At 64.3% G+C, this 20,801-nt stretch carries 17 protein-coding genes; 3 read left to right on the top strand and 14 right to left on the bottom strand.

Annotated elements, in window-relative coordinates; all coding sequences use genetic code 11:
• The 5 genes from amoA to J9892_RS06240 all read right to left on the bottom strand — a co-directional run bounded on the left by amoA (position 1) and on the right by J9892_RS06240 (position 7,726).
• Positions 1 to 750 (bottom strand): amonabactin biosynthesis protein AmoA, encoded by a 750-nt coding sequence (gene amoA / locus J9892_RS06220; RefSeq protein WP_043155884.1) that lies wholly within the window; start codon positions 748 to 750, stop codon positions 1 to 3.
• 20 nt (positions 751 to 770) lie between these two features.
• On the bottom strand, positions 771 to 3,872 hold the full coding sequence (amoF, locus tag J9892_RS06225; RefSeq protein WP_210538097.1) for an amonabactin biosynthesis non-ribosomal peptide synthetase AmoF: 3,102 nt from the start codon (positions 3,870 to 3,872) through the stop codon (positions 771 to 773).
• Positions 3,869 to 4,777: an amonabactin biosynthesis bifunctional protein AmoB gene (amoB, locus tag J9892_RS06230; protein WP_210538098.1), complete on the bottom strand. Its 909-nt coding sequence runs from the start codon at positions 4,775 to 4,777 to the stop codon at positions 3,869 to 3,871. The genes amoF and amoB overlap by 4 nt, the downstream gene beginning before the upstream one ends.
• Positions 4,778 to 4,800: 23 nt before the next feature.
• Positions 4,801 to 6,462: an amonabactin biosynthesis (2,3-dihydroxybenzoyl)adenylate synthase AmoE gene (gene amoE, locus J9892_RS06235; protein WP_210538099.1), complete on the bottom strand. Its 1,662-nt coding sequence runs from the start codon at positions 6,460 to 6,462 to the stop codon at positions 4,801 to 4,803.
• A 76-nt stretch (positions 6,463 to 6,538) separates the two neighbouring features.
• The gene (locus tag J9892_RS06240; RefSeq protein WP_210538100.1) at positions 6,539 to 7,726 is read right to left on the bottom strand and encodes an isochorismate synthase; all 1,188 of its coding nucleotides are present in this window, start codon (positions 7,724 to 7,726) and stop codon (positions 6,539 to 6,541) included.
• A gap of 320 nt (positions 7,727 to 8,046) precedes the next feature.
• Between J9892_RS06240 and J9892_RS06245 the strand changes: the two genes are divergently transcribed.
• Positions 8,047 to 8,598 (top strand): lipoprotein, encoded by a 552-nt coding sequence (locus J9892_RS06245; protein WP_039038906.1) that lies wholly within the window; start codon positions 8,047 to 8,049, stop codon positions 8,596 to 8,598.
• 146 nt (positions 8,599 to 8,744) lie between these two features.
• Positions 8,745 to 10,745, top strand: coding sequence for a hypothetical protein (locus tag J9892_RS06250; RefSeq protein ID WP_049636235.1), 2,001 nt, complete (start codon positions 8,745 to 8,747; stop codon positions 10,743 to 10,745).
• 58 nt (positions 10,746 to 10,803) lie between these two features.
• Here J9892_RS06250 and glgC read toward each other — a convergent pair whose 3' ends face one another.
• Positions 10,804 to 12,078 (bottom strand): glucose-1-phosphate adenylyltransferase, encoded by a 1,275-nt coding sequence (gene glgC / locus J9892_RS06255; protein WP_039038908.1) that lies wholly within the window; start codon positions 12,076 to 12,078, stop codon positions 10,804 to 10,806.
• Positions 12,079 to 12,266: 188 nt separating this feature from the next.
• Here glgC and J9892_RS06260 point away from each other — a divergent pair, with 188 nt between their 5' ends.
• Positions 12,267 to 13,904, top strand: coding sequence for an EAL domain-containing protein (locus J9892_RS06260; RefSeq protein ID WP_029314397.1), 1,638 nt, complete (start codon positions 12,267 to 12,269; stop codon positions 13,902 to 13,904).
• Here the strand turns inward: J9892_RS06260 and J9892_RS06265 are convergent.
• The 8 genes from J9892_RS06265 to J9892_RS06300 all read right to left on the bottom strand — a co-directional run.
• The gene (locus J9892_RS06265) at positions 13,867 to 14,361 is read right to left on the bottom strand and encodes a hypothetical protein (protein ID WP_010674428.1); all 495 of its coding nucleotides are present in this window, start codon (positions 14,359 to 14,361) and stop codon (positions 13,867 to 13,869) included. The two genes, J9892_RS06260 and J9892_RS06265, sit on opposite strands and share 38 nt — an antisense overlap.
• Positions 14,362 to 14,507: 146 nt before the next feature.
• A complete protein-coding gene (locus J9892_RS06270; RefSeq protein WP_010674427.1) occupies positions 14,508 to 14,870 on the bottom strand; it encodes a DUF2750 domain-containing protein in 363 nt (120 codons plus the stop codon).
• A gap of 123 nt (positions 14,871 to 14,993) precedes the next feature.
• A complete protein-coding gene (locus J9892_RS06275; protein WP_039038910.1) occupies positions 14,994 to 16,622 on the bottom strand; it encodes a methyl-accepting chemotaxis protein in 1,629 nt (542 codons plus the stop codon).
• 162 nt (positions 16,623 to 16,784) lie between these two features.
• Complete coding sequence (locus tag J9892_RS06280) at positions 16,785 to 18,089, bottom strand: inosine/guanosine kinase (RefSeq protein WP_010674425.1); 1,305 nt, start codon at positions 18,087 to 18,089, stop codon at positions 16,785 to 16,787.
• Between the two features lie 175 nt (positions 18,090 to 18,264).
• Complete coding sequence (locus J9892_RS06285) at positions 18,265 to 18,657, bottom strand: MAPEG family protein (protein ID WP_041212923.1); 393 nt, start codon at positions 18,655 to 18,657, stop codon at positions 18,265 to 18,267.
• 64 nt (positions 18,658 to 18,721) lie between these two features.
• A complete protein-coding gene (gene hemH / locus J9892_RS06290) occupies positions 18,722 to 19,696 on the bottom strand; it encodes a ferrochelatase (RefSeq protein WP_042017278.1) in 975 nt (324 codons plus the stop codon).
• Between the two features lie 119 nt (positions 19,697 to 19,815).
• Entirely contained in the window at positions 19,816 to 20,460 is a 645-nt protein-coding gene (gene adk, locus J9892_RS06295; protein WP_010674422.1) for an adenylate kinase, read from the bottom strand.
• Positions 20,461 to 20,666: 206 nt separating this feature from the next.
• On the bottom strand, positions 20,667 to 20,801 hold a 135-nt coding region (locus J9892_RS06300; RefSeq protein ID WP_210538105.1), incomplete at its 5' end, for a transposase.

The raw sequence follows: 20,801 nt of genomic DNA on the forward strand, positions 1-20,801 counted from the left end.
TCAGGCACTCAGGGTGGCGCCGCCGTCGACGACCAGATCCTGCAGCGTGATGTGGCTGGCCAGATCCGAGGCCAGGAAGAGGACGGTATGGGCGATCTCCGCCGGGGTGGCGACCTTGCGCAGGGGGATGCCGAGCTTGAACTGCTCCGGCAACCCGGCAATGGTGCGGGCCATGGCCTCCTCGCTTGGCAGCATGCCGCGCAGCATGGGGGTATCCGTCGAGCCCGGCGACACCAGGTTGGCGCGCACGCCGAAGGGGGCCAGCTCCAGCCCCACCGTCTGGGTCAGGCTGGTGACCGCCGCCTTGGAGGCGCAATAGGCCGCCATCTGCATGCGCGGCACATGGGCGGCGTTGGAGCCGATGGTGACGATGGCACCGCGCTGCTGCCCCTTGAAGTGGGGCACCAGGGCCCGCAGCAGATAGAAGACGCCGCTGGCGTTGACCGTCATGCAGTCGTGCCAGTCGTCATCGCTCAAGGCGTCGGTGGGGCCGAGGCGCAGCACTCCGGCCCCGTTCACCAGCACATCGAGCCCGCCGTCTGCCAGCAGCGCTGCGCAGCAGGCGTTGACCGCCTTCGAGTCGCCAATATCGAGCAGCCGGGTGGCATAGGGGTAATCGGCTTCGGGAAACGCCAGATCCAGCCCCACCACACAGGCGCCGGCTGCCACGAACTGCGTCGCCACCTCGCGGCCGATGCCGCGCCCTGCTCCGGTCACCCAGACCCGCTTGCCAGTGAAATCAAAGGCCATTGCTTGTTGCTCCTTATCCATCACCACACCATCTCCACGCTCTCTTCGTCCTCGGAAAGCAGGCCGTCGAGGAAACGGCAGAAGTCGTCCAGGCGCGGGTGATCGAACACGTCGGAGACCTTGACCTGCACCCCGAACTCGGCGCCGAGCCGGTTGACGATCTGAATGGTCTGCAGGGACTGGCCCCCCAGTTCGAAGAAGTTGTCCGTGGGCGCCATGGTGGCCAGCCCAAGGATCTGCTGCCAGATAGTGCCGACCCGGTTCTCGGTCTCGCTGCCCAGGGTCAAGGCTTCGCCGCCCGCCTGGTAGGCGGCCAGCAGGGCCTTGCGATCCAGCTTGTTGGAGCCGGTGCGGGGCAGCTGGTCATAGTGGCGATAGTCGGTGGGGATCATGGCGGCAGGCAGCACCTTGGCCAGCTGCGCCTTGATGACCCGGCTGTCGCGCTCCGACCCCGCCACGAAGGCCACCAGCCGGCGCACGCTGCCGATGCTCACCCCCTGCACGCACGCCTCGTCCACCCCCGGCAGGGCCAGCAGCTGGGCCTCCACCTCGCCGGGCTGGATGCGATAGCCGCTTATCTTGAATTCGTTGTCGCGCCGACCAAGGTAGACCAGCCGGCCATCCACCAATCGCACCCGATCGCCGGTGCGGTAGACAGGCATCTGCTCCGCCCCAACACGGAGGGTATCGAAACTACCTTGCACGTCCCCCACGTAGCCGTTGGCCAGCTGCGGGCCGAGCAGCACCAGCTCCCCCTCCTCGGCGGGTTGCTCCCCCGCCCCCAGAATGAGCGCCTGCATGCCGGGCAGCGGCAGGCCGATGGGCAACTGGGCCTGGCTCGGGTCTTCCCGCTGCAGCTCCTGGGTGGTCACCACCACTGTGGTTTCGGTGGGGCCGTAGGTGTTGAAGAGGCGCACATCGGAGCGGCCCTGGCGCTGCCACTGGGCCAACTGCTCGGGGTAGACCGCCTCGCCGCCGATAATGACGGTGGTAAGCCCGGCAGGAATATGGGCCTGGCCCGCCGTCAGCGCCACCACCCACTCGTTCCAGAACGCGGTAGGCAGGTCGAGGTGGGTGATCCCCATCTGCTCCACCCCGGCCGCGAAGGCGGGCATGGATTCGAGCAGGGCGTCGGTGCGCAGCACCAGGGTGGCACCGGCGCTCAAGGTGGCGAACACCTCCTCGATGCTGGCGTCGAAGTTGAAGGGGGCGAATTGCAGCATCCGCGCGTCTTCATCGAGGTGATAGCGGCAGCGGGCCGCAGCGGCGAAGTGATCCAGGGCGCCGTGGCTCACCGCCACCCCCTTGGGCAGGCCGGTGGAGCCCGAGGTGAACATCAGGTAGGCGACGGCGCGACCGGCGGCCGGCTGGTTGAGCCGATCGCCACTCACCAGATCCCCCGCCAGCAGGGTGCGCCCCTCAAACAGGCTGGCCAGCTTGTGGCGGTACTCGGCCTGGGTGATCAGGGTCTTGACCTCCCCCAGCCGCAGAATATGGCCCTGGCGCTCCAGCGGCTGCTCGGGATCGAGGGGCACATAGACGGCGCCCGCCAGCAGCACCGCCAGCTGGGCGAAGATGGCCTGGGGGGTGCGGGCCAGCATGACCCCCACCTTGTCGCCGGGGGCGACGCCTTCGGCCTGCAAGGCGGCCGCCATCTGTTCGGCTCTGGCCAGCAGCGCCTCGTAGCTGAAGCGGGCCTCTCCCTGCGCCGTGCGCTGAATCAAGGCAATCTTGTCCGGGGTCTGGGCGGCGAAGTGGCAGAGCGCCTCCAGCACAGGCCGCGTCTTGATCACTTCATGGGTGGGGCCGGCGATCAGGGCCCTGGCCCGCTGCTCCGCCAGCCAGTCGGCCTTGAGCGTCCCCAGGGTCTGGGCGGGCTCGGCCAGCCAGCGTCCCAGCAGGGCAAACAGGGTATCGGCGATGGCTGCCAGATCCGCCTGACAGTAGCAGCCGGGGTTGGCGTCCAGATCCAGTCTGGGCTGACCATCGACGCCGACCTGCACCTCGATGGTGAGATCCTCCACCGGGCCGGCGCTGATGTTGAGAATATGGGCAGATAGCGGCCCGAAGCGGCGAGCGTGATCGAACGGCATGATGTTGACCAGCGGGCCGAACAGGCGTTTGTCGCCCCCCACCAGGCCAAGGTCGCGACGCAGCAGCTCGTAGCGGTAGTGCTGGTGTTTGCGCACCCCGCGCTTGGCCTTGGCCACGGCGCCGGCGGCTCCCGCCAGATCCAGCTCTTCACCAAGCGCGAGAGCCAGGGGGGTAATGTTCATCTGCATGCAGGGCACGGTCAGGGACGCCGAGCCGATGCGGTTCATCATCATCAGGCCGAGCAGGGTCTTATCCTGGCCGCTCGACAGCGACAGCTGGGCCGAGAGGCCGGCCAGCAGCAGATCGGGCCAGCCCAGCTTGTGCTCGTCGGCAAAGCCGGTCAGGGATTGCCAGAGCGCCGCCGGCAGCGGACGGCTCTCGCGGATAAATTCGGCGGCAATCGGTGCGCGGGTCTCGCCAAAGGACTTCACCTCGGGCCAGCCTTGCAGCTGCTCCTGCCAGAAGGCGCGGGCGGCGGCGTTCTTGCCGCTCTGCTCGCGGCTCGCCTCTTCGGCCAGCACTTCAGCCAACGAGCCGAAGGGCGATGGGGAGTTCATCTCACCGGCCAGCCCCTCTGCATACAGTTCGGCGATGCGCTGGAACAGCAAGGTGGTGCCAAAACCGTCGAGGGCGATGTGGTGCACGCAGCTGTAGAGATAATCGCGGCCGGGGCCGCGCAGCAGGGCGAAACGGCAGGGCGCCTCTTGGGTCAGCTCGAACGGGCGGCGCAGATCGGCCCAGGCCCAGGCGCGGGTCAGCGTCTCGTCATCGCGCTCGAGGGAGACCTCTTCATAGGCCAGGGGCAGCTCATGCGAGACGAAGCAGACCGCCTCCTTATCGTCTTCGAAGTGGCCCTTGAGCGCCTCGCACTCCCCCACCGCCTTGGCAAGGGCCGTGACCAGCACGGCCGCCTCGACCTTGCCGTCGAAGGCGATGCACTCGGCGGTGTTGAACATCGCCTTGTCGTCATTGAGCAGATGTCCGGACCAGAGCCCCTGCTGGGGGATGGTCAAGGGGAAGCGGTTCATGGGGTCACCTCCAGCGCCTGGGCTGCCAGCCTGGCCTCGATGAGGCGCCACCAACCGTTGAGGGTCGGCAGCTTGGCGAGATCCACGAAGCCGAGCTCCACCCCGGCGGCGCGCCACTCGGTGAGCAGGGCCATGATCCGCACCGAATCCAGACCGTAGTCGATGAGGTTCTCGTCGGGGTCAAACTCATCTTCGTCCTCGTCGATATGACTCAGCAGCCGCGCCTTGAGCCCCTCATACGTCAGCAACGGATTGCTCTGGACGGCAGAAGCGGCAACCGGCGCAAGGGCCAGCACCTCCTCGCAGGGGATCACCTTGCCGCAGCGGGTTGCCACGTAGTCGAGCGCCATCTGGTGATCGGCCAGGGAGAAGTCTGCCACCCCGTCCGCCAGGAAGAAGGGCTGGATGTCGCGCATGAAGGCGTCGCAGGCGGTCATCATGCAGCCGATATGGCCGTAGATGCCGCCGATGATCAGCTGATCCCGCCCCAGTTCTTTGAGCATCTGCTCCAGCTCGGAACGCTGGAAGGCGCTGTAGCGCCACTTGACCAGCACGGTGTCGTCACGCTCCGGGCGCAGCGCTGCGACTACCTGCTGCTGCTCTGGCCGCTTGTTGAGACCCGGGCCCCACATGTCATTGAGCAGGGCGCGATCTTCAGGGGATTGATCCTTGGGCTGGGCGGTGTAGAAGACCGGAATGCCGAGGGCCTTGCACTGCTTGCGCACGGCGGCCAGCTGCTCGGTGAGCGCCGCAATCAGCGGGCTGTTTTCGCCATAGAAGGCGGTGAAGTACTCCTGCATGTCGTGGATCAGCAGGGCGGCGCGTTTGGGTTCCAGAGACCAGTTGACCTTGTTGGCCTTCCACTGGCTGGGCATGGCGTAATTGTTCAGGGTTGGGATAGCCATAACGTCATGATTCCTTTTTAGTTTTATGCGGTTGTCAGGGGCTGGTTGGCGGCGATGGCGTGCGCAATGCGCGCCCGCAGCCCCTGCTTGTCAATCTTGCCCACCGCCGTCATGGGCAGGGCATCCAGGGTTTCGAAACGGTCGGGCAGCTTGAAGTCCGCCACCCCGCGCTCGCGCAGAAACTTGCGCAAGGTCAGCGGCTTGAGCCCCGGCTCGGTGGTGACGATAAAGGCGCAGCTCTTCTCCCCCATGGCGCTGTCGGGCATGGAGACCAGGGCTGCATGGGTGATGGCCGGGTGGTGCAGCAGCTGGTTTTCCACCTCTTCCGCCGCGATCTTCTCGCCACCCCGGTTGATCTGATCCTTCTGCCGCCCGACCACGGTGAGGTAGCCATCGGCATCCTGTACCACCAGGTCGCCGGAGCAGTAGAAGCCCTCGGCATCGAACACCCGGGCGTTGTGGGCCGGGCTTTGGTAGTAACCGCGGAAGGTATAGGGGCCGCGGGTGTGCAGGGCGCCAGGCTCGCCGGGAGCGACCGGGTTGCCCGCCTCATCGAGGATGCGCACCTCGTCGTCCGGGCTCATGGGGCGGCCCTGGGTGTGAATGACCTTTTCGTCGGGGTCATCCAGCCGGGTGTAGTTGACCAGCCCCTCCGCCATGCCGAACACCTGCTGTAGCCGGCAGCCGAGCAGCGGCCCTATCTTGCTGGCCACCGCCTCCCCCAGCTTGGCGCCACCCACCTGCAGCAAGTCGAGGCTCTCGAGCTGGGTGCGCGCGGCGGGGTCCGCTTCCGCGGCCTGCAGCCAGAGCGAGACCGCCGGCGGCACCAGCGAGGTAAGGTTGACCCGGTGACGGGCGATCAGCGGGAAACAGCTGATGGGGCTGGGGTCGGGTGCGAGCACCACGCTGCCGCCCGCCTCGAACACCCCCAAAGCACCTGGGGAGCTCAGGGGGAAGTTGTGGGGGGCCGGCAAGGCACACAGATAGCGGGTATGGGCGCCGAGGCCACAAATTTCGTTGCTGCGGCGCACACTGTACAGGTAGTCGTCGTGGGTGCGCGGGATGAGCTTGGGGGTGCCGGTACTGCCACCGGAGAGCTGGAAGAAGGCCACCTCGTCTGCCGGGGTCGGGCTAGATTTCACCGGCTCACCCTCAGCCCCCTTCGCCAACCAGCGGGTCAGCCCCAGCTCCCCCCCATCGCCATCCAGCAGCACCAGCTCGGCGCCTATGGTTGTCAGCAGCTCGCTCTCGCGCCCCTTGCTCGCAAACAGCGGATGGGCGAGCGAGCCGATAAAGAGGCGCGGTGTGATCTGCTCGGCATAAGAGAGGAGCTCCAGCCGGTTGTGGCTAAAGAGCGCGTTGACCGGCGCGATGCCGGCCTTGAGCAGGGCAAAGAACACCAGATAGAACTCGGCCACGTTGGGGAGCTGCACCAGCGCGGTATCCCCCACCCCCAGGCCGTGGCGGGCCAGATTTTCGGCCAGCCGGCTCGAGGCGGCGTCCAGCTCGCCATAGCTGAAGCGGCGCTCGCCGCAGAGAATGGCCTCGGCGTCGGGGGCCAGCTCACACTGACGCGCCAGCATGGCGGTCAGCGGCTCGCCGCGCCAATAGCCCTTGGCGCGGTAGTGCCGGGCCAAGGCATCGGGCCAGCGGGTATAGGGCAGGAAGCGGTTGGACTGGGTCATTGCGCCACCTCCGGACTCAGATCCAGGGCTTTCAGATTTGGCAGCCCACTCGGCCAGCCCAGATATTGAAGCTGCGTCATTGCGCCACCTCCAAATCCAGGCCCAGGGCCTTGAGCATGGTCCCCAGCTTGGTGCCGGTCTCGGCCCACTCCATCGCAGGATCCGAGCCCGCGACGATACCGGCGCCGGCGAACAGCTCGACCTGATGGCCATCGAGCACGCCGCAGCGGATCACCACGGCCCACTCGCCGTTGCCCTGGCTGTCGCACCAGCCGACGATGCCGCTGAACAGGGCGCGCCGGAAGGGCTCCTGCTCGCGGATAAACTGGCGGGCGAGTTCGGTGGGATAACCGCACAGGGCCGGGGTGGGATGAAGCTGACAGGCCAAGGAGAGCACCGACGCCTCGCCGCCGTGCAGCCGGCCGGCGATGGGAGTGCCCAGATGCCAGAGGGTATCCGTGCTCATCAGCGAGGGGCTGGACGGGATCGCCAGCTCGCGGCAGTGAGGGGTCAGCACCCGGCGGATCTCGTCGATCACCAACTTGTGTTCATGCTGATCCTTGCGAGAAGCCAGCAGATCCCGGGCCACCATCTCGTCTTGCGCCGGTTCGCTCGCCCGTCTGGCGGAGCCCGCCAACGGATGGGTGAACACCTCTCCCCCGCTGACCCGCAGCAGCAGCTCCGGGCTGGCACCGAGCAGGCGGCGGCCCTGGCCAAGCGGCAGGGAGAAGTGGAAGGCGTAGGGATTCTGGGCCATCAGACGGGTCATCACCCGCTTAGGGTCGGCGGGCTGATGCAGGGTGAGTGTCAGCTTGCGCGACAGCACCACCTTGGACAGCCGACCTTGTGCAAACGCATCCAGCGCCGCGCTGACCGAGGCCTGAAATTCGCTGGCCGGCGGGGTGCTCTGCACCGAGATGACCCGGTTGGCCTCGGGGGCCTGCTCAGCCGCTGTCACCGATGACGGCTCTGTCGGGGCCAGTTTCTCGCCCCGCTTATAGCGGCCGGGCACATAGAGGCAAGAGGCCTCTGCCGGGTCGAAGGCGAAGGCACCGATCAGCAGGGGGTTGCTCTGGCCGGCAGCCTTGGCGGCATCGAGGGCCAGGGTTATCTGCTGTGCCAGCAGGGGCCACTCGCAGGCGGGGGTGGTGATGGACTGGCCCAGGTCAGTGGCACTGATCGTGCCCTGCCCCGAGGTAAACAAGAAATCAGGCGGGGTTTCCGCCTCGGCAGGTGCGCCATTGTCCATTACACGAGTATTCACGTTACACCCTCAAAAAAGATTCAAAATGATAATGATTATCAGTTTGACTTTGTGCGGCGGTAAAATACTCGCTTTGAAATCGCGGGGTCAATGGGATTTTGCATCGTTAAAACAGGAGCTTGTCTGTGGGTATGTCGGGGATGACGCCAGGGCGGGCCTGCTGGCGGTGAAGGGAAATAGCTACTCGAATGAAAACGGATTGCCATCCCCATATGGGGGATGCGACAGAAACCGGTCAGGGCGGCCCCACTGGCGGCCAACCCGCTTTGCCTCTAAGATGGCGCCACCTCTTGTGACAGCCCCGAAAATGGAACCCTCCCATGTTGAAACACCTGCTTCTGCTTCCCTTCGCCCTGCTGCTGGCGGCCTGCTCGCTGACCCAGTACAGCGTCAGCGAAGGGGAGATCAACCAGTACCTCAAGGAGCGAGTCGCCTTCGAGAAACAGCTGGGGATCCCCGGCATCATGTCGAGCAAGATCCGACTCGATGACATGCAAAGCCGCATCGGCCGCAGCCAGGCCGACAAGGTCGAGCTGGATGCCGCCGGCGAGCTGCAGGTGGCGAGCCCCCTTGGCAGCCAGCAGATGAAGATCCGCCTCTCCCTGCGGGCACGCCCGGACTATGTGGCCGAGCAGGGCGCCATCTATCTGCGCGATCTCGAATTGCTCTCCGTCAAGACCGAGCCGGCGGACGTGGGCACCGCCCTCTCCCCGCTCTTGCCCACCTTCAACCAGTCCCTCTCCCTGTTCCTCTCCCAGACCCCCGTCTACCGGCTCGATGGCAGCCGCCAGAACGAGGCGCGGATCAAGGAGAAGGTCGAAGCCCTCAAGGTGGAGCCGGGCCGACTGGTCATCCCCTTCAAACTGATGTGACACCTGCCGCCGCGCCTCTCCTCTTCACCCCACCGGGGCGCGGTTTTTTTCTTCTCAAGCCCCGCCCTTTGCCCCATAATGCACACCATTCTCATTTAGATTCATGAGAAGCGTCATAATAAAATCAACAATATGGTGAGAAGGACATGAGAAAAACCGTACTGGTGCAGGCGATCGCCTGCGCACTCCTCAGCAGCGCCGCACAGGCTGCCGTCAAGGTGGAGGACAAGACGTTCAACACCGCCGCCAACATGCTGGCCTACACCGAATTCGAGCTCTCCGGCGAGCCGCTGGCCGAGGCCCTTGGTCTGGATCTGGATGTGCTGGACGCCAACCGCGCCGACGAGCCGACCCCGTTCGACTTCGCCGCCGGCATCGAATCCTATGAATACTCCGAAGAGGCGATGTACGCCCTCAACTACCAGTCCGGCATGGGCCCCCATCTGGTAAACGGGCCGCAAAACCAGGCCCGTGGCGGCACCCTGGCCGACCTGGGCAAACGGGTACTGGCCATGGCCGAGGCCGTCGGCTTCCCCGCCGATGAAATTCCCCAGGGCATGTATCCCCTCTCCCTGCCCTACGCCTCCGCCAACCCGGAGTTCGCCCAGGCCGTAAACGCCACCCCGGTCAACGGTGACCAGATCACCATCAAGACCGCCAAGGGCAACGAGAAGAGCGTCAAGACCCAGGTCCCCGCCTACTTCCGCGACTACGCCACCCTGCGCTGGAGCGGCAGTGACAACCTGCTGGTCCCGGCCGCCGTAGGCGGCATCCTGCTCAAGGAAGTGATGTGGTCCCAGGACTTCCTGGGCGGCATGCACGTAGCCGAGACCGATGAAGAGGTGGAAGCCGCGTCCGCCACCATGGATCAGGACGGCAAGCACAAGCTGGGGGTTTCTGCCGCCGACGGCTTCAACGGCATGATGCTGACCGAGCAGTCCATCGACAAGCTCGCCATCCTGCAAGGTCAGCTCGGCTTTGACGGCAAGACCCTGGGCGCCAAAATCACCCCGCAGTACGATCCGGCCAAGGGGGTTGTCTACTTCCCTCATAAGGTGAAGGTGACCGAGACCAGCAAGAACGACGCCGGTGCCATCGGCAAGCTGGAGGTCGTGGACGGCTCCGCCCAGTTGCGCGACGCCTGGATGCTGCTGTGGCCCCTCTCCGAGTTCTACGCCTTCAGCGATCAGCGCACGGCCAACACCAATCAGAACCCGGCCTTCCACGCCGTGTTTGACGGTGCCCCGTTCGCCGCCGCTCCGGCTGCCAACCAGACCAACGATCTGGGCAAGGCGGTGGCGGGCAGCGATGCCTTCTCCCTGGCCCTGAACCTCTCCAACCTCACCTTCAAGAACCTGCTGGCCCTGCACTTCGAGCCCAAGGCCGGCACCCTGGTCGACAGCTGGCAGGCTGGCAAACAGGCCGGGCACGTCACCACCTTCGACGCCGCCTACGCCCTGGTCGCCCTGCAGATCTTCCAGCGCGCCCAGGATGCGCTGCCGGTGGGTTACGCCGCCGGTGACAATGGCGAGCTGAACCTCAAGACCCCGCAGGGTGAGCAGGCGATCGCACTGGTCCGCAAGCAGGCCGATTTCATCCTCGCCAACCTCAAGGGCAAGAACGGCCTGGTCCATGACGGTCTGACCCTGGGCGGCAAGCTTGACGCCGGTCAGTCCATCGACGCGCAGTTCGCCGCCATCCGCGGCCTGACCGCCGCCTTCCTGGCCACCTCGGATGCCAAGTACCGCACCGCGGCGCGCGAGCTCTTCATCGCCGCCGACAAGGCCTACTTCAATGCCAAGGCCGGAACCTGGCTCGTCGGCAAGCAGGGTGAATACACCCCCTGGACCCAGGCCGCCATCTCCGGCGCCCTGCGCTCTGCCATGCTGAACCTGCGCAACGAAGGGGCCGAGAAGGCACCCGAGCTGGAGCTGGCACAGCTGACCCAGCGCTACGTGAGCTGGTTCCGCGGCACCGTCAACGGCGGCATGCAGATGGCCGAGTGGATCGGCGACTCCGGCGAGAACGTCATCGAGGGTGCCGGCAGCGACACCGACGAAGATGGCGTCCCGCAAGTGACCGCCGCCGGTGGCAAGCATGGCACCGCCATGGTGATGGCCGGCAAGGCCCTGGTCAGCGAGAAATAAATCGACCACCAATAGAAAGGGAGCCCAGGGCTCCCTTTTTTTGTCTGTGTCGACGAGGTTAGCCGAGCTTGGCCAGCATCGGCTTGGTCACCAGCACGATGCCCTGCTCGGAGCGGTAGAAGCGGCGTGCATCCTCGTCCGCGTTCTCCCCCACCACCAGGCCGTCTGGCAGCTTGCACCCCTTGTCCACCACCACCCGGCGCAAGCGGCAACCAGCCCCGATCTCGACCCCGGGGAAGATCACCGCCTGATCCAGGGTACAGAAGGAGTGCACCCGCACGTTGGTGAACAACACCGAGTTGAGCACGAAGGAGCCGCTCACGATGGAGCCCCCCGCAAACATGGAATTGATGGTCATGCCGTGCTGGCCGTTTCTGTCCTGCACGAACTTGGCCGGGGGCGACATGTTCTGGCTGGTCCAGATGGGCCAGTTCTCGTCATAAATGTCGAGCTCGGGCACCACGGAGGCAAGGTCCATGTTCGCCTCCCAGAACGAATCCAGGGTCCCCACGTCGCGCCAGTAGGGTTTTTGCCCCTCCTTGGCCCCGACACAGGACATGTTGAACGGGTGGGCAAAGGCCTTGCCCTCCCCCACGATGCGCGGGATCACGTCCATGCCGAAGTCGTGCTTGGACTCCTGGTTGTGGATGTCCTCTTCCAGCAACTGGTAGAGGTACTCCGCCTCGAAGATGTAGATGCCCATGGAGGCCAGCGAGCGATCCTCGCAGCCCGGCATGGCGGGCGGATTGGCCGGTTTCTCCACGAAGGCGCGGATCTTGCGTTGCTCGTCGATGTCCATCACGCCGAAGGCCGATGCCTCGCAGCGTGGTACCTCGATACAGGCCACCGTCACCTTGGCACCGAGGCGCACGTGATCCAGCAGCATGGCGGCGTAGTCCATCTTGTAGATGTGATCCCCCGCCAGCACCACGATGTACTTGGGACCGTAGTCACGGATGATGTCGACGTTCTGGTAGATGGCGTCTGCGGTGCCGCGATACCAATGCACCTCGTCCACCCGCTGCTGGGCGGGCAGCAAGTCGATGAACTCGTTCATCTGGTAGCGCAGGAAAGACCAGCCCGATTGCAGGTGGCGCAACAGGCTGTGGGACTTGTACTGGGTCACCACACCCACCCGGCGGATGCCGGAGTTGATGCAGTTGGAGAGCACGAAGTCGATGATACGGAATTTGCCGCCAAAGTGGACGGCGGGCTTGGCGCGGTTATCGGTCAACTGCTTCAGGCGGCTGCCCCGTCCCCCTGCGAGCACCAAGGCCATACTCTGATTCAATAGTTGCCGTGCTTTGGCGGTGTCTACGGGTTCTAGCAACATATCTACCTCTGCTCTGTTGGGGCTGTTTTCAACCCATCTTCGCTTTTTTTACAGACCATGAAAGTGTTTTCACTCACATTTAGTTGCATTCCGCCGGCGCTTTATCGTGGAGTTGCGTGAGTACTCATGTTTTGCGCCAGCGACTTGGTTAGAATTTCTACATCATGAACATCATCAAGGATGAAACGATGTTGAATAAACATGAGGGAAACCTGCTGCTGGTCAGCGCACTGGTCTGCATTCCCATGCTGCTGTTGCAGGGAGTGCTGCTCGCCCCCCCCGCCTCACCGCTCACCCTGCTGCTGGTCCTGATGACCACCCTGACGGGATTCGCCCTGCTGCTCTTTCTCACCCACAGCGTGCGCCGTGGGGAAAAGGCGAGGCAGGAGCAACGCTGGCTGCTGGCGCTGCAGCAGCGGGATCCCGCCATGCTCGACAGCGTACAGGCACAAACGACTCTGCGCCAGCTCCTTGCGTCCTTCAATGAGGCCGAGATCGATGCCCACCGCCAGATCACCGAATTGCACAATCAGGCGACCCGGGACGAGATGACGGGCCTTGGCAACCGCCACGCCTTCCGGCGCGATCTGACCGAGCTGCTGCAACAGGAAAACACCCAGACCGCCATCCTGGTGCTCATCCGCGCCACCGAGCTCGGGACCCTCAACGCCCAGCGCGGCTTCCAGTCCGGGGATGCCTACATCCGGGACATCGCCGCCCTCATCAGCCACACCGTCAGCCGCTTCCCGGGCCACCGGGTCTATCGCATCTCGGGGGCCGATTTTGCCGTCCTGCTGCCCCCCCTGGCCCAGATCCCGCCCCATCTGCTGGGACGGGATCTGAAGCTCGCCTTCGATCGCTATCAGCACGATCACGAGCTCGAGAGCGCCGCCTACTCGGGCATGACCCGCCTGAGCAGCGAGCAGAAGATAGAAGCCATTCTGGCCCGGGCGGATCTCGCGCTGGCCCGCGCCCAGACAGAGGTGGTCAATGGCTGGGCCATCCAGCAGAACGACGAGGTGGTCGAGGTGCAGGGTCAGCGTCACTGGACCCAGGTGCTGACCGATCTGCTGGAGCAGGAGAGCGTCAACTTCACCTGCCAGCCCATCCAGCCCCTGCATCGCGGCATGCTCGCCTATCACGAGATCTATCCCCGCTTTTGCAGCAGCGACGGCACCGTGCTGCCAAGTGATACCCTGCTCGCCATGGCGCAGCGGCTGGACATGGTACTGCGCCTGACCCAGATGGTGATCCGCCACGTCATCCGCCAATACCGCGCCTTCGGAGGCCACAACAGCCGATGGGGTCTCAACCTGCCGGGCTCCCTGCTGCAAAACAGCGCCTTTCTCATCTGGCTGGATCACCAGTTGCAAAAAGACCCCGACATCGGGGCCAACCTGGTGTTCGAGCTCGACGAGGAGCACCTGGAGCGCAACCTGACCGGGTCCAGGCGGCTGTTCGAGCTGCTCAGGCGCCACGGCAGCCGCTCGGCCATCTGCAACTTCGGCAAGGGGATCGGCTCCTTCAGCCTGTTTCGCGAGCTCAAACCCGACTACATCAAGCTGGACCCCGGTCTCATCACCGAGCTGGAGCAGGATCTCACCAATCAGCAGTTCGTGCGGATGATCGTCGACGTCTCCCATCGCATGGGCTGCCTGGTGATCGCGGAAGGGGTGGAACAGATAGGCCAGAAGCAGATGCTGCAGAGCATGTATGTGGACGGCTTGCAGGGCTACCTCATCGCCCGACCCCAGGAGCTGGGGCCGGAGATCGGTCAGATGGGGATCTTCACGGAGACGGTTTCAGCTTCAACAGGGTCAGAATGATGTCGTTGAGCTGGCGATAACGCTCCAGCTCCTTCTGATCGTAACGGGTCGCCAGCATGGTCGGGTTGTGGCGATGCTTGAGGTAGCGGTTGATCTGCAGGCGGTTGAACCCGGCCACCTTGTAGATCTGGCCGAGCAGGGCATTGAGCTCGTCATCCGCCAGCCCGGCCCGGGTCAGGTAATCGGGTTGGGACGGGCTCTCCTGGCGGGCCGTGACCTTCTCCAGCTGGCCACGCTCCTGCAAATAGGTGAGCCACTGCTCCACATAGAGCGGCTTGCAGCCCCCCAGCAGATTGAAGTACCCCACGGCATCGCAGCGGCACCCGCTCAGCAGCACCAGGGCCAGCTCGTCGCTGTCACACTGAAAGCTCACCGGGCCGCTCTGGCTCCAGTCCAGCGCCTGCACCTGGATCCTCCCCTGCGCCCCCGCCTTCGTGGTCACGTCAAAGACAAACATGGCACCTCCCGATCGGCAAAGGGTTGATGATGACCCATCCCCGGGACGGGTGCAAAGGCAAATCGCCTTTCATGGCCCATGGCGGCCATAAAAAAACCGGCCCCCCGAAGGGGGCCGGTTCATCACAATCCGGCAGGTCGGCTGACTCAGGCGTCCAGTTCCACCAGCGCCTTGGCCAGCTCGATGGGCTCGAGCTCCTGACCTTCCAGATCGGCGTTCCAGTTCGGGCCGACCAACACGTCGTCCTCGTCCAGATCGTTGATCCAGATGTCCAGGAACTCTTCGAGCTCGATCACTTCCGGCTCGTAATCCGCCCACTCGTCCACGCAGTGCAGGCGGGCATCCCCTTCGGCGGACCAGAGCGGCATCACGTCCGCATCTTCGAACTCGGCGGAGCGGCACACCACCCAGTCTTCACCGTAGCGCAGACCCCACACCTGACCCGACTCGCGGACTTCTTCGATGAACAGCTGGAAATTGGCGTCAAGATTGTCAGTTAGTTTGCTCATGGGGTCTCTCTCTTGCAAAGCAATGGCAGGCTGTCGGCCAGGGCTGGCCGAGAATGGGGCAGATGGTGTCCCAAAAGCCCCCCAGACTCAAGCCTTATCCCGAAAAAGCGGGGATAAAGGCCGTCAGATGCGATATTTCGCCACCAGGGCCCCCAGCTCGTCGCAGGCCAGCGCCAGTTGCCCGGATGCCTGCTCGGTCAGCCGGTTCTGGGCCAGGGCATCCGCCGCCAGCTGGGTGATGGCCACCAGCCGCTGGTTGATCTCCTCCGCCGCCCGGCTCTGCTCCGCCGCCGCCGTGGCAATCTGCCCATTCATGGCAGTAATGGTGTGGACGGATCCATCGATGGCATTGATGGCGACATCCGCATCGCCGGCCCTGTCCGCCGTCGCGCGGGAGAGCTGCTGCAACTGGCTGATGCCGCTGACCACCTTGCCGGCCCCCTCCTGCAGCCGCTGGATCATCTGCCGGATCTCGTCGGTGGAGCTGTGGGTGCGGGTCGCCAGGGTACGCACCTCGTCGGCGACCACCGCAAAGCCGCGCCCCTGCTCCCCGGCCCGTGCCGCTTCAATGGCGGCGTTGAGGGCCAGCAGGTTGGTCTGCTCCGCCACCCCGCGAATGACGTCGAGCACGGAGCCAATCTGCTGAGTCTCCTGCTCGAGGCGGCTCACCGCCTGTACCGTCTCCACCATCTCGTCCGCCAACTGGCTGATGGACTCCCGGGTCTGGACCACCACCTCGCGGCCATGCTGGGCCAGATTGAGGGCCGAGTCCGCCGCATCGGCGGCCTGGGCCGCGTGCTGGCCCACTTCGCGGCTGCTCACCGTCATCTGCTCCATGGCGCTGGCCACCCGCAGGGTATCCTGCTCCTGGCCGGTGACGATGGCGCCGGTACGCTCCACCACCTCGGCCAGCTGGTGGGCATGCACCCGGTTCTGATCCGCTATCTGCTGGCTGCGGGCCACCAGCTGCGCCATCTGGCTGGCGAAGAGGTTGAAGTTGATGCTGAGCTGGCTCAGCTCGTCACGCCCAGACTCTGGCAGACGTACCCGCAGATCCCCCTCCCCCCTGGCGATGTTGCCAAGGGCCGAGACCGAGCGGGAGAGGGGCACGACGATGCTGCGCACAATGAGGCCGACCACGGCAAACAGCAGGAGGGCCAGCACCAGCCCGATCCCCAGCAGGGTGTGCAGCACCTCCCGGTACTGGGCCTCGACGTCGTCCACATAGACGCCGGTGCCGATGATCCAGTCCCAGGGGGCGAAGCGCTTGATGTAGGAGATCTTGCGTACCGGTTCGTCCACCCCCGGCTTGGGCCAGTAGTAGGCCACCTCCCCCGCGCCCTGGGCCCGCGCCAGATCGGCGAAGGCGACGAACAGCCTGAGCCCCTGCTTGTCCTCCACCCCGGAGAGATCCTTGCCGTCCAGCTCGGGTTTCATGGGGTGCATCACCATGGTGGGGTGGCTGTCGTTGATCCAGAAGTAGTCATCGTTGCCGTAACGCAACCCCTTGATCAGCGCCAGCGCCTCGGCCTTGGCGCTCGCCTCGTCCAGCTCCCCCTTGCGCACCCTGGCTTCCAGCCCCGCCACCAGGCTGTAGGCGGTCTCCACCTGGGCCTGGGTCTGGCGGCTCTTCTCACCCATCAGCCCCTGCTGATAGATCTGCAGGCAGAAGAACAGCAACAGTCCCAGCAGCGCCAGCACCATCAGGGTCACCAGCGACAGACGCCGACCGATACTCCATTGTCTCAACATACCCTCGCCCCGCAGCAGCTACATATCCTTAACACAAGGTATGCCGCCGCGACGCGGGCTGTCCACGATGTCAGCAAAAGCGATGCCAAAAACATGATCCAGCCCCAAAAACAAGAAAGGGTGCCCAGTGGCACCCTTTCTCGTGGTCGACAGGAAGAGGTATCACCGCTCCCAGTACACCTCTTCCAGGCTGTCTTCCTTCTCCGGCAACCCGCGGGAGAGGCGCGGGCTGCTCTGGGCCAGCACCTCGTAGCTCACCCGGTTGGCGTACTTGCACACCTGGGCCAGAGAGGAGTAGGTCAGGAATTCCGAGAGATGCTTGGCGGAGTTCGGCACGTTCATGCGGTGGTAGGCGTTCGCCACCATGTCGTGCAGCACGGCGGACAGCGCCCCGTCCCCTGCCCCGTTGGTGTTCTTGATCTTCTCCGGGCCGCCCATGTAGGGGGAGATGTGGGAGTAGATACGCGCAGGCTTGCGGCACTTGTCCCGGGCCATGGGGCGGCTGAACTCGTACATGTTGAACTCGGGGATGACGCCGGGCAGCAGGGTGTGGGTGGTCTCGCGCTTGTAGTCCTCGTCGGTGTAGCTCGCCATGTAGAGGCCGATGGGGCCGGCGGTGCAGAGCACCATGTCCGCCCAGTCCAGCGCCTTGTCGGCCGCGCCGAGGGGATCCTTTATCCCGGTCAGGGCCTCCGCCTCGTCCTCGTTCATGGCGAGCACGGTCACGTTCTCGCTGATGAAATCGCGCCACCACTGGGGATTCTCGTCGATGACGAAGCGGGTGCCCAGAGTCAGCACCACGGGCACCCCGGCCTCGCGGGCATAGCGCACCGCGGCCATGGCGGCCTCCTTCATGGGGGTGCCGTCGGCGCCGCGCACCAGGTAAGCGGTGATCACCAGGGCCGAGGCCTCCTTAATGATGGTCTCGGGGATGTGGTCCACATCCAGGTGATCCATCTTGCCGGCGTTGATGCCAAAGCTGCGCTCTCCCCCTTCGGTGATGAAGGTGAAGCAGCGCCCGACCGGGCCGTCCACCGGCTGCAGGTAGTCGAGGTTGACCCGGGAGGAGGTGTTGCACAGATAGCGGTAGGCATAGCTGCCGATGCGGATGTCCTGGCTCATGACGCCAAGCAGGATGGAGTGGGAGTCCGCCAGCACGGAGTAGTTGTGCATGGTGTTGCCGATGGTGCCGCCGGCAAATTCGCTCACCACCATGTTGTTGGCCTTGAGCTCGTCGTAGACCAGCTCCGCCACCTCGTCGGAGATGAGCATGGAGTGGCCCTTGCTCAGGCCGTACCGGTTCAGGAAGTCTTCATCCACATGGGCTTCGATATCCACCAGAGTCTGATCGATGCCCACTACATAGGCCTTGCCCAGTTCGGTGAGCTGGGAGTTCTGCGGGATCAGGGGATCACGTCTGTCGACCGGGAAGTAGTGTTTGGACTTGCGCTGACCGGGAAATTTCATGGCAATCTTCTGTGCTCTGGGGAAAAGAGGGGCGGGATTTTAACACAATCCACCACGCCGAAAAGTCGCACGATTGAATTTTGAGGTCAGTATAGACAAGGGTTTGCGAGGAAAACGTTTGACTTGGCTGCCACAAAAAACCACCCCGTGGCGGGGTGGTGTTGCGGGATGACATTCAGCTTGCCGAGAGCCCCTGCACCAGGGCCAGCACCGAGAACATCCCCAGCGACAGCCAGAAGAAGAGGGTGCCGAAGAGGCGCGGCATGTTGGGAGCCCTGGGGATCTGGATGCCGATGGCATGCAGGATGCGCCCCACCACCAGCAGCACACCGCCCAGGTGCAGCCAGAGCGCCCCGACCCCCGCCAGTTCGCACAGGGCCATCAGCAGCAGGGTGAGGGGCACGTACTCGGCAAAGTTGCCGTGGGCGCGGATCGCGGCCAGCATCTCGGGGGCTTCCCCCTCCCCTATCATCACCCTGAACTGGGCGCGGCGCTTGACCACCCAGAAGGAGAGCAGCAGAAACAAGAGCCCGAGCAGGCCGGCGTAAATCAGCGTGATATGCATCATCAGGACACTCCTTTATCGTTGAATCCGAACGTCCGCCACGTCGGGCACCGGATGAGAACGGTCATCATGCCAGCTCGCGACAGATGAGGGAAACCATCATTCGGATATGGGCCTGATCGCTGTTGAGGGCTGGGATGTATTCAAACTGCTCGCCACCGGCGGCCATGAAGATCTCCCGGTTCTGCACCTGGATCTCCTCCAGGGTCTCGAGGCAATCCGCCGAGAAGGCCGGGCAGATGACATCGAGCCGCTTGACGCCGCGAGAGGGCAATTCGCCCACGGTCAGGTCCGTGTAGGGCTTGAGCCACTCCTCCTTGCCAAAGCGGGACTGGAAGCTCGCGGTCCACTGCTCCGGGGCCAGCCCCAGCGCCTCCGCCAGCAGGGCGGCGGTGCGCCTGCACTGATGACCATAAGGATCCCCTTCCCGCTCGTAGCGCTCGGGAATGCCGTGGAAGGACATCAGCAGATGCTCCCCCTGGCCGTGCTGCTCCCAGTGGCGACGCACGCTCATGGCCAGCGCCTGGATGTACTCCGGGTGGGCATGGTAATCGCGGATGAGCCGCACCACCGGCAGATTGCGCTCGGTTTTCATCGCCCTGGCCCAGGCGTCGAACACCGAGGCGGTGGTACTGACCGAATACTGGGGATAGAGCGGCAGCAGGATCACCCGGTTGACCCCCTGGGCCTTGAGGGCCTGCCAGCCATCGGCCAGCGACGGGGCGCCATAGGTCATGGCGAGCGCCACCGGCACCTCGACCCCTTCCCGCTTGAGCTCGTGCTCCAGGGCCGCGCGCTGCTGCTGGCTGATGACCATCAGAGGGGAGCCCTGCTCGGTCCATACCTGCTGATAGAGCTTGGCCACCTTGGGGGAGCGGGTCGGCAGGATGATGAAGTGAAGCAGGGGGCACCAGAGGTAGCGCGGCAGGTCGACGACCCGCTGATCGTGCAGAAACTGGCTGAGAAACGCCTTGACCGCCGCCGTGGTCGGCGCGGCCGGGGTACCCAGATTGACCAGCAAGATCCCGGTTTTCGTGGTCACGTTAGCATCCTGTCGTTCTGTGTCGTGGGAATGGAATGCAAGAAAGGGCCCGGTATGGACCCTTTTCTCACTCTCGTAGCCAGCCGGCGAACGGCTGCGTCCTGCCGGCCCTGAATGGCTTAACCGAGAATGGCGGCCAGTTGCTGGCTGACCAGATCCACCGGTTGGGTGCCGTCGATCTTGACGTAACGGGTGTTGCCCGCTTCCGCTTCCTTGCCGTAGAAACCGATGAGCGGCGCGGTCTGCTGATGGTAGACATCCAGACGCTTGCGCACTGTGGTCTCCTCGTCGTCGGCACGGATCACCAGATCTTCACCGGTCACGTCATCCTTGCCTTCCACTTTCGGCGGGTTGAACACCACGTGGTAGGTACGGCCGGAGCCGGAGTGCACGCGGCGGCCGCTCATGCGCTTGACGATCTCTTCGTCCGGCACGTCGAATTCCAGCACGAAGTCCACGGTCACACCGGCATCCTTCATGGCTTGCGCCTGGGGAATGGTGCGGGGGAAGCCGTCCAGCAGGAAGCCGTTGGCGCAATCCGGTTGCGCGATGCGTTCTTTGACCAGGCCGATGATGATGTCGTCGGAGACGAGCTGACCTGCGTCCATCACGGCTTTGGCCTTGAGGCCCAGCTCGGTACCCGCCTTGATCGCCGCACGCAGCATGTCGCCGGTGGAGATCTGCGGAATACCGTGTTTTTCCATGATGAACTGAGCCTGGGTACCCTTGCCGGCGCCCGGAGCTCCCAACAGAACAATGCGCATACACGCTCCTAGTTGATTGGTTATTCAATTCTTGAGAAGGCAAAAAACTACACGTTTTCGCCCGTATTAACAAGCTCGCCCCGTGTGAGTGGCCAGATTATCACCACACTCCCGCCCCGTCTCTGCGACCAAAGACGCAGACGACGACCACGAAAAATGATTGAAAATGCAGCAGCGCACCAGAGGGGAACGGCCAAAAAAAAGGTTCATCGCGGCTTTCCGGGGAAGGCCGCCTTGATTTTCAGAAAAAAGTATTCTGAGTCCCTAAATCCATATGCCATACGCTTTATCACTTTGATCTTGTTGTTCACCCCTTCCAGCACACTCGTGTGCATCGGGTA

This window comes from Aeromonas sp. Prich7-2, from assembly GCF_017939255.1.
In the GTDB taxonomy this organism is placed as follows: Bacteria; Pseudomonadota; Gammaproteobacteria; order Enterobacterales; family Aeromonadaceae; genus Aeromonas; species Aeromonas caviae.

Excerpts from the sequence above, each read along its gene's own strand:
- amoA (WP_043155884.1), bottom strand. The coding sequence starts at position 750 with ATGGCCTTTGATTTCACTGGCAAGCGGGTCTGGGTGACCGGAGCAGGG.
- amoF (WP_210538097.1), bottom strand. The coding sequence starts at position 3,872 with ATGAACCGCTTCCCCTTGACCATCCCCCAGCAGGGGCTCTGGTCCGGA.
- amoB (WP_210538098.1), bottom strand. The coding sequence starts at position 4,777 with ATGGCTATCCCAACCCTGAACAATTACGCCATGCCCAGCCAGTGGAAG.
- amoE (WP_210538099.1), bottom strand. The coding sequence starts at position 6,462 with ATGACCCAGTCCAACCGCTTCCTGCCCTATACCCGCTGGCCCGATGCC.
- J9892_RS06245 (WP_039038906.1), top strand. The coding sequence starts at position 8,047 with ATGTTGAAACACCTGCTTCTGCTTCCCTTCGCCCTGCTGCTGGCGGCC.
- J9892_RS06250 (WP_049636235.1), top strand. The coding sequence starts at position 8,745 with ATGAGAAAAACCGTACTGGTGCAGGCGATCGCCTGCGCACTCCTCAGC.
- glgC (WP_039038908.1), bottom strand. The coding sequence starts at position 12,078 with ATGTTGCTAGAACCCGTAGACACCGCCAAAGCACGGCAACTATTGAAT.
- J9892_RS06260 (WP_029314397.1), top strand. The coding sequence starts at position 12,267 with ATGTTGAATAAACATGAGGGAAACCTGCTGCTGGTCAGCGCACTGGTC.
- J9892_RS06265 (WP_010674428.1), bottom strand. The coding sequence starts at position 14,361 with ATGTTTGTCTTTGACGTGACCACGAAGGCGGGGGCGCAGGGGAGGATC.
- J9892_RS06270 (WP_010674427.1), bottom strand. The coding sequence starts at position 14,870 with ATGAGCAAACTAACTGACAATCTTGACGCCAATTTCCAGCTGTTCATC.
- J9892_RS06275 (WP_039038910.1), bottom strand. The coding sequence starts at position 16,622 with ATGTTGAGACAATGGAGTATCGGTCGGCGTCTGTCGCTGGTGACCCTG.
- J9892_RS06280 (WP_010674425.1), bottom strand. The coding sequence starts at position 18,089 with ATGAAATTTCCCGGTCAGCGCAAGTCCAAACACTACTTCCCGGTCGAC.
- J9892_RS06285 (WP_041212923.1), bottom strand. The coding sequence starts at position 18,657 with ATGATGCATATCACGCTGATTTACGCCGGCCTGCTCGGGCTCTTGTTT.
- adk (WP_010674422.1), bottom strand. The coding sequence starts at position 20,460 with ATGCGCATTGTTCTGTTGGGAGCTCCGGGCGCCGGCAAGGGTACCCAG.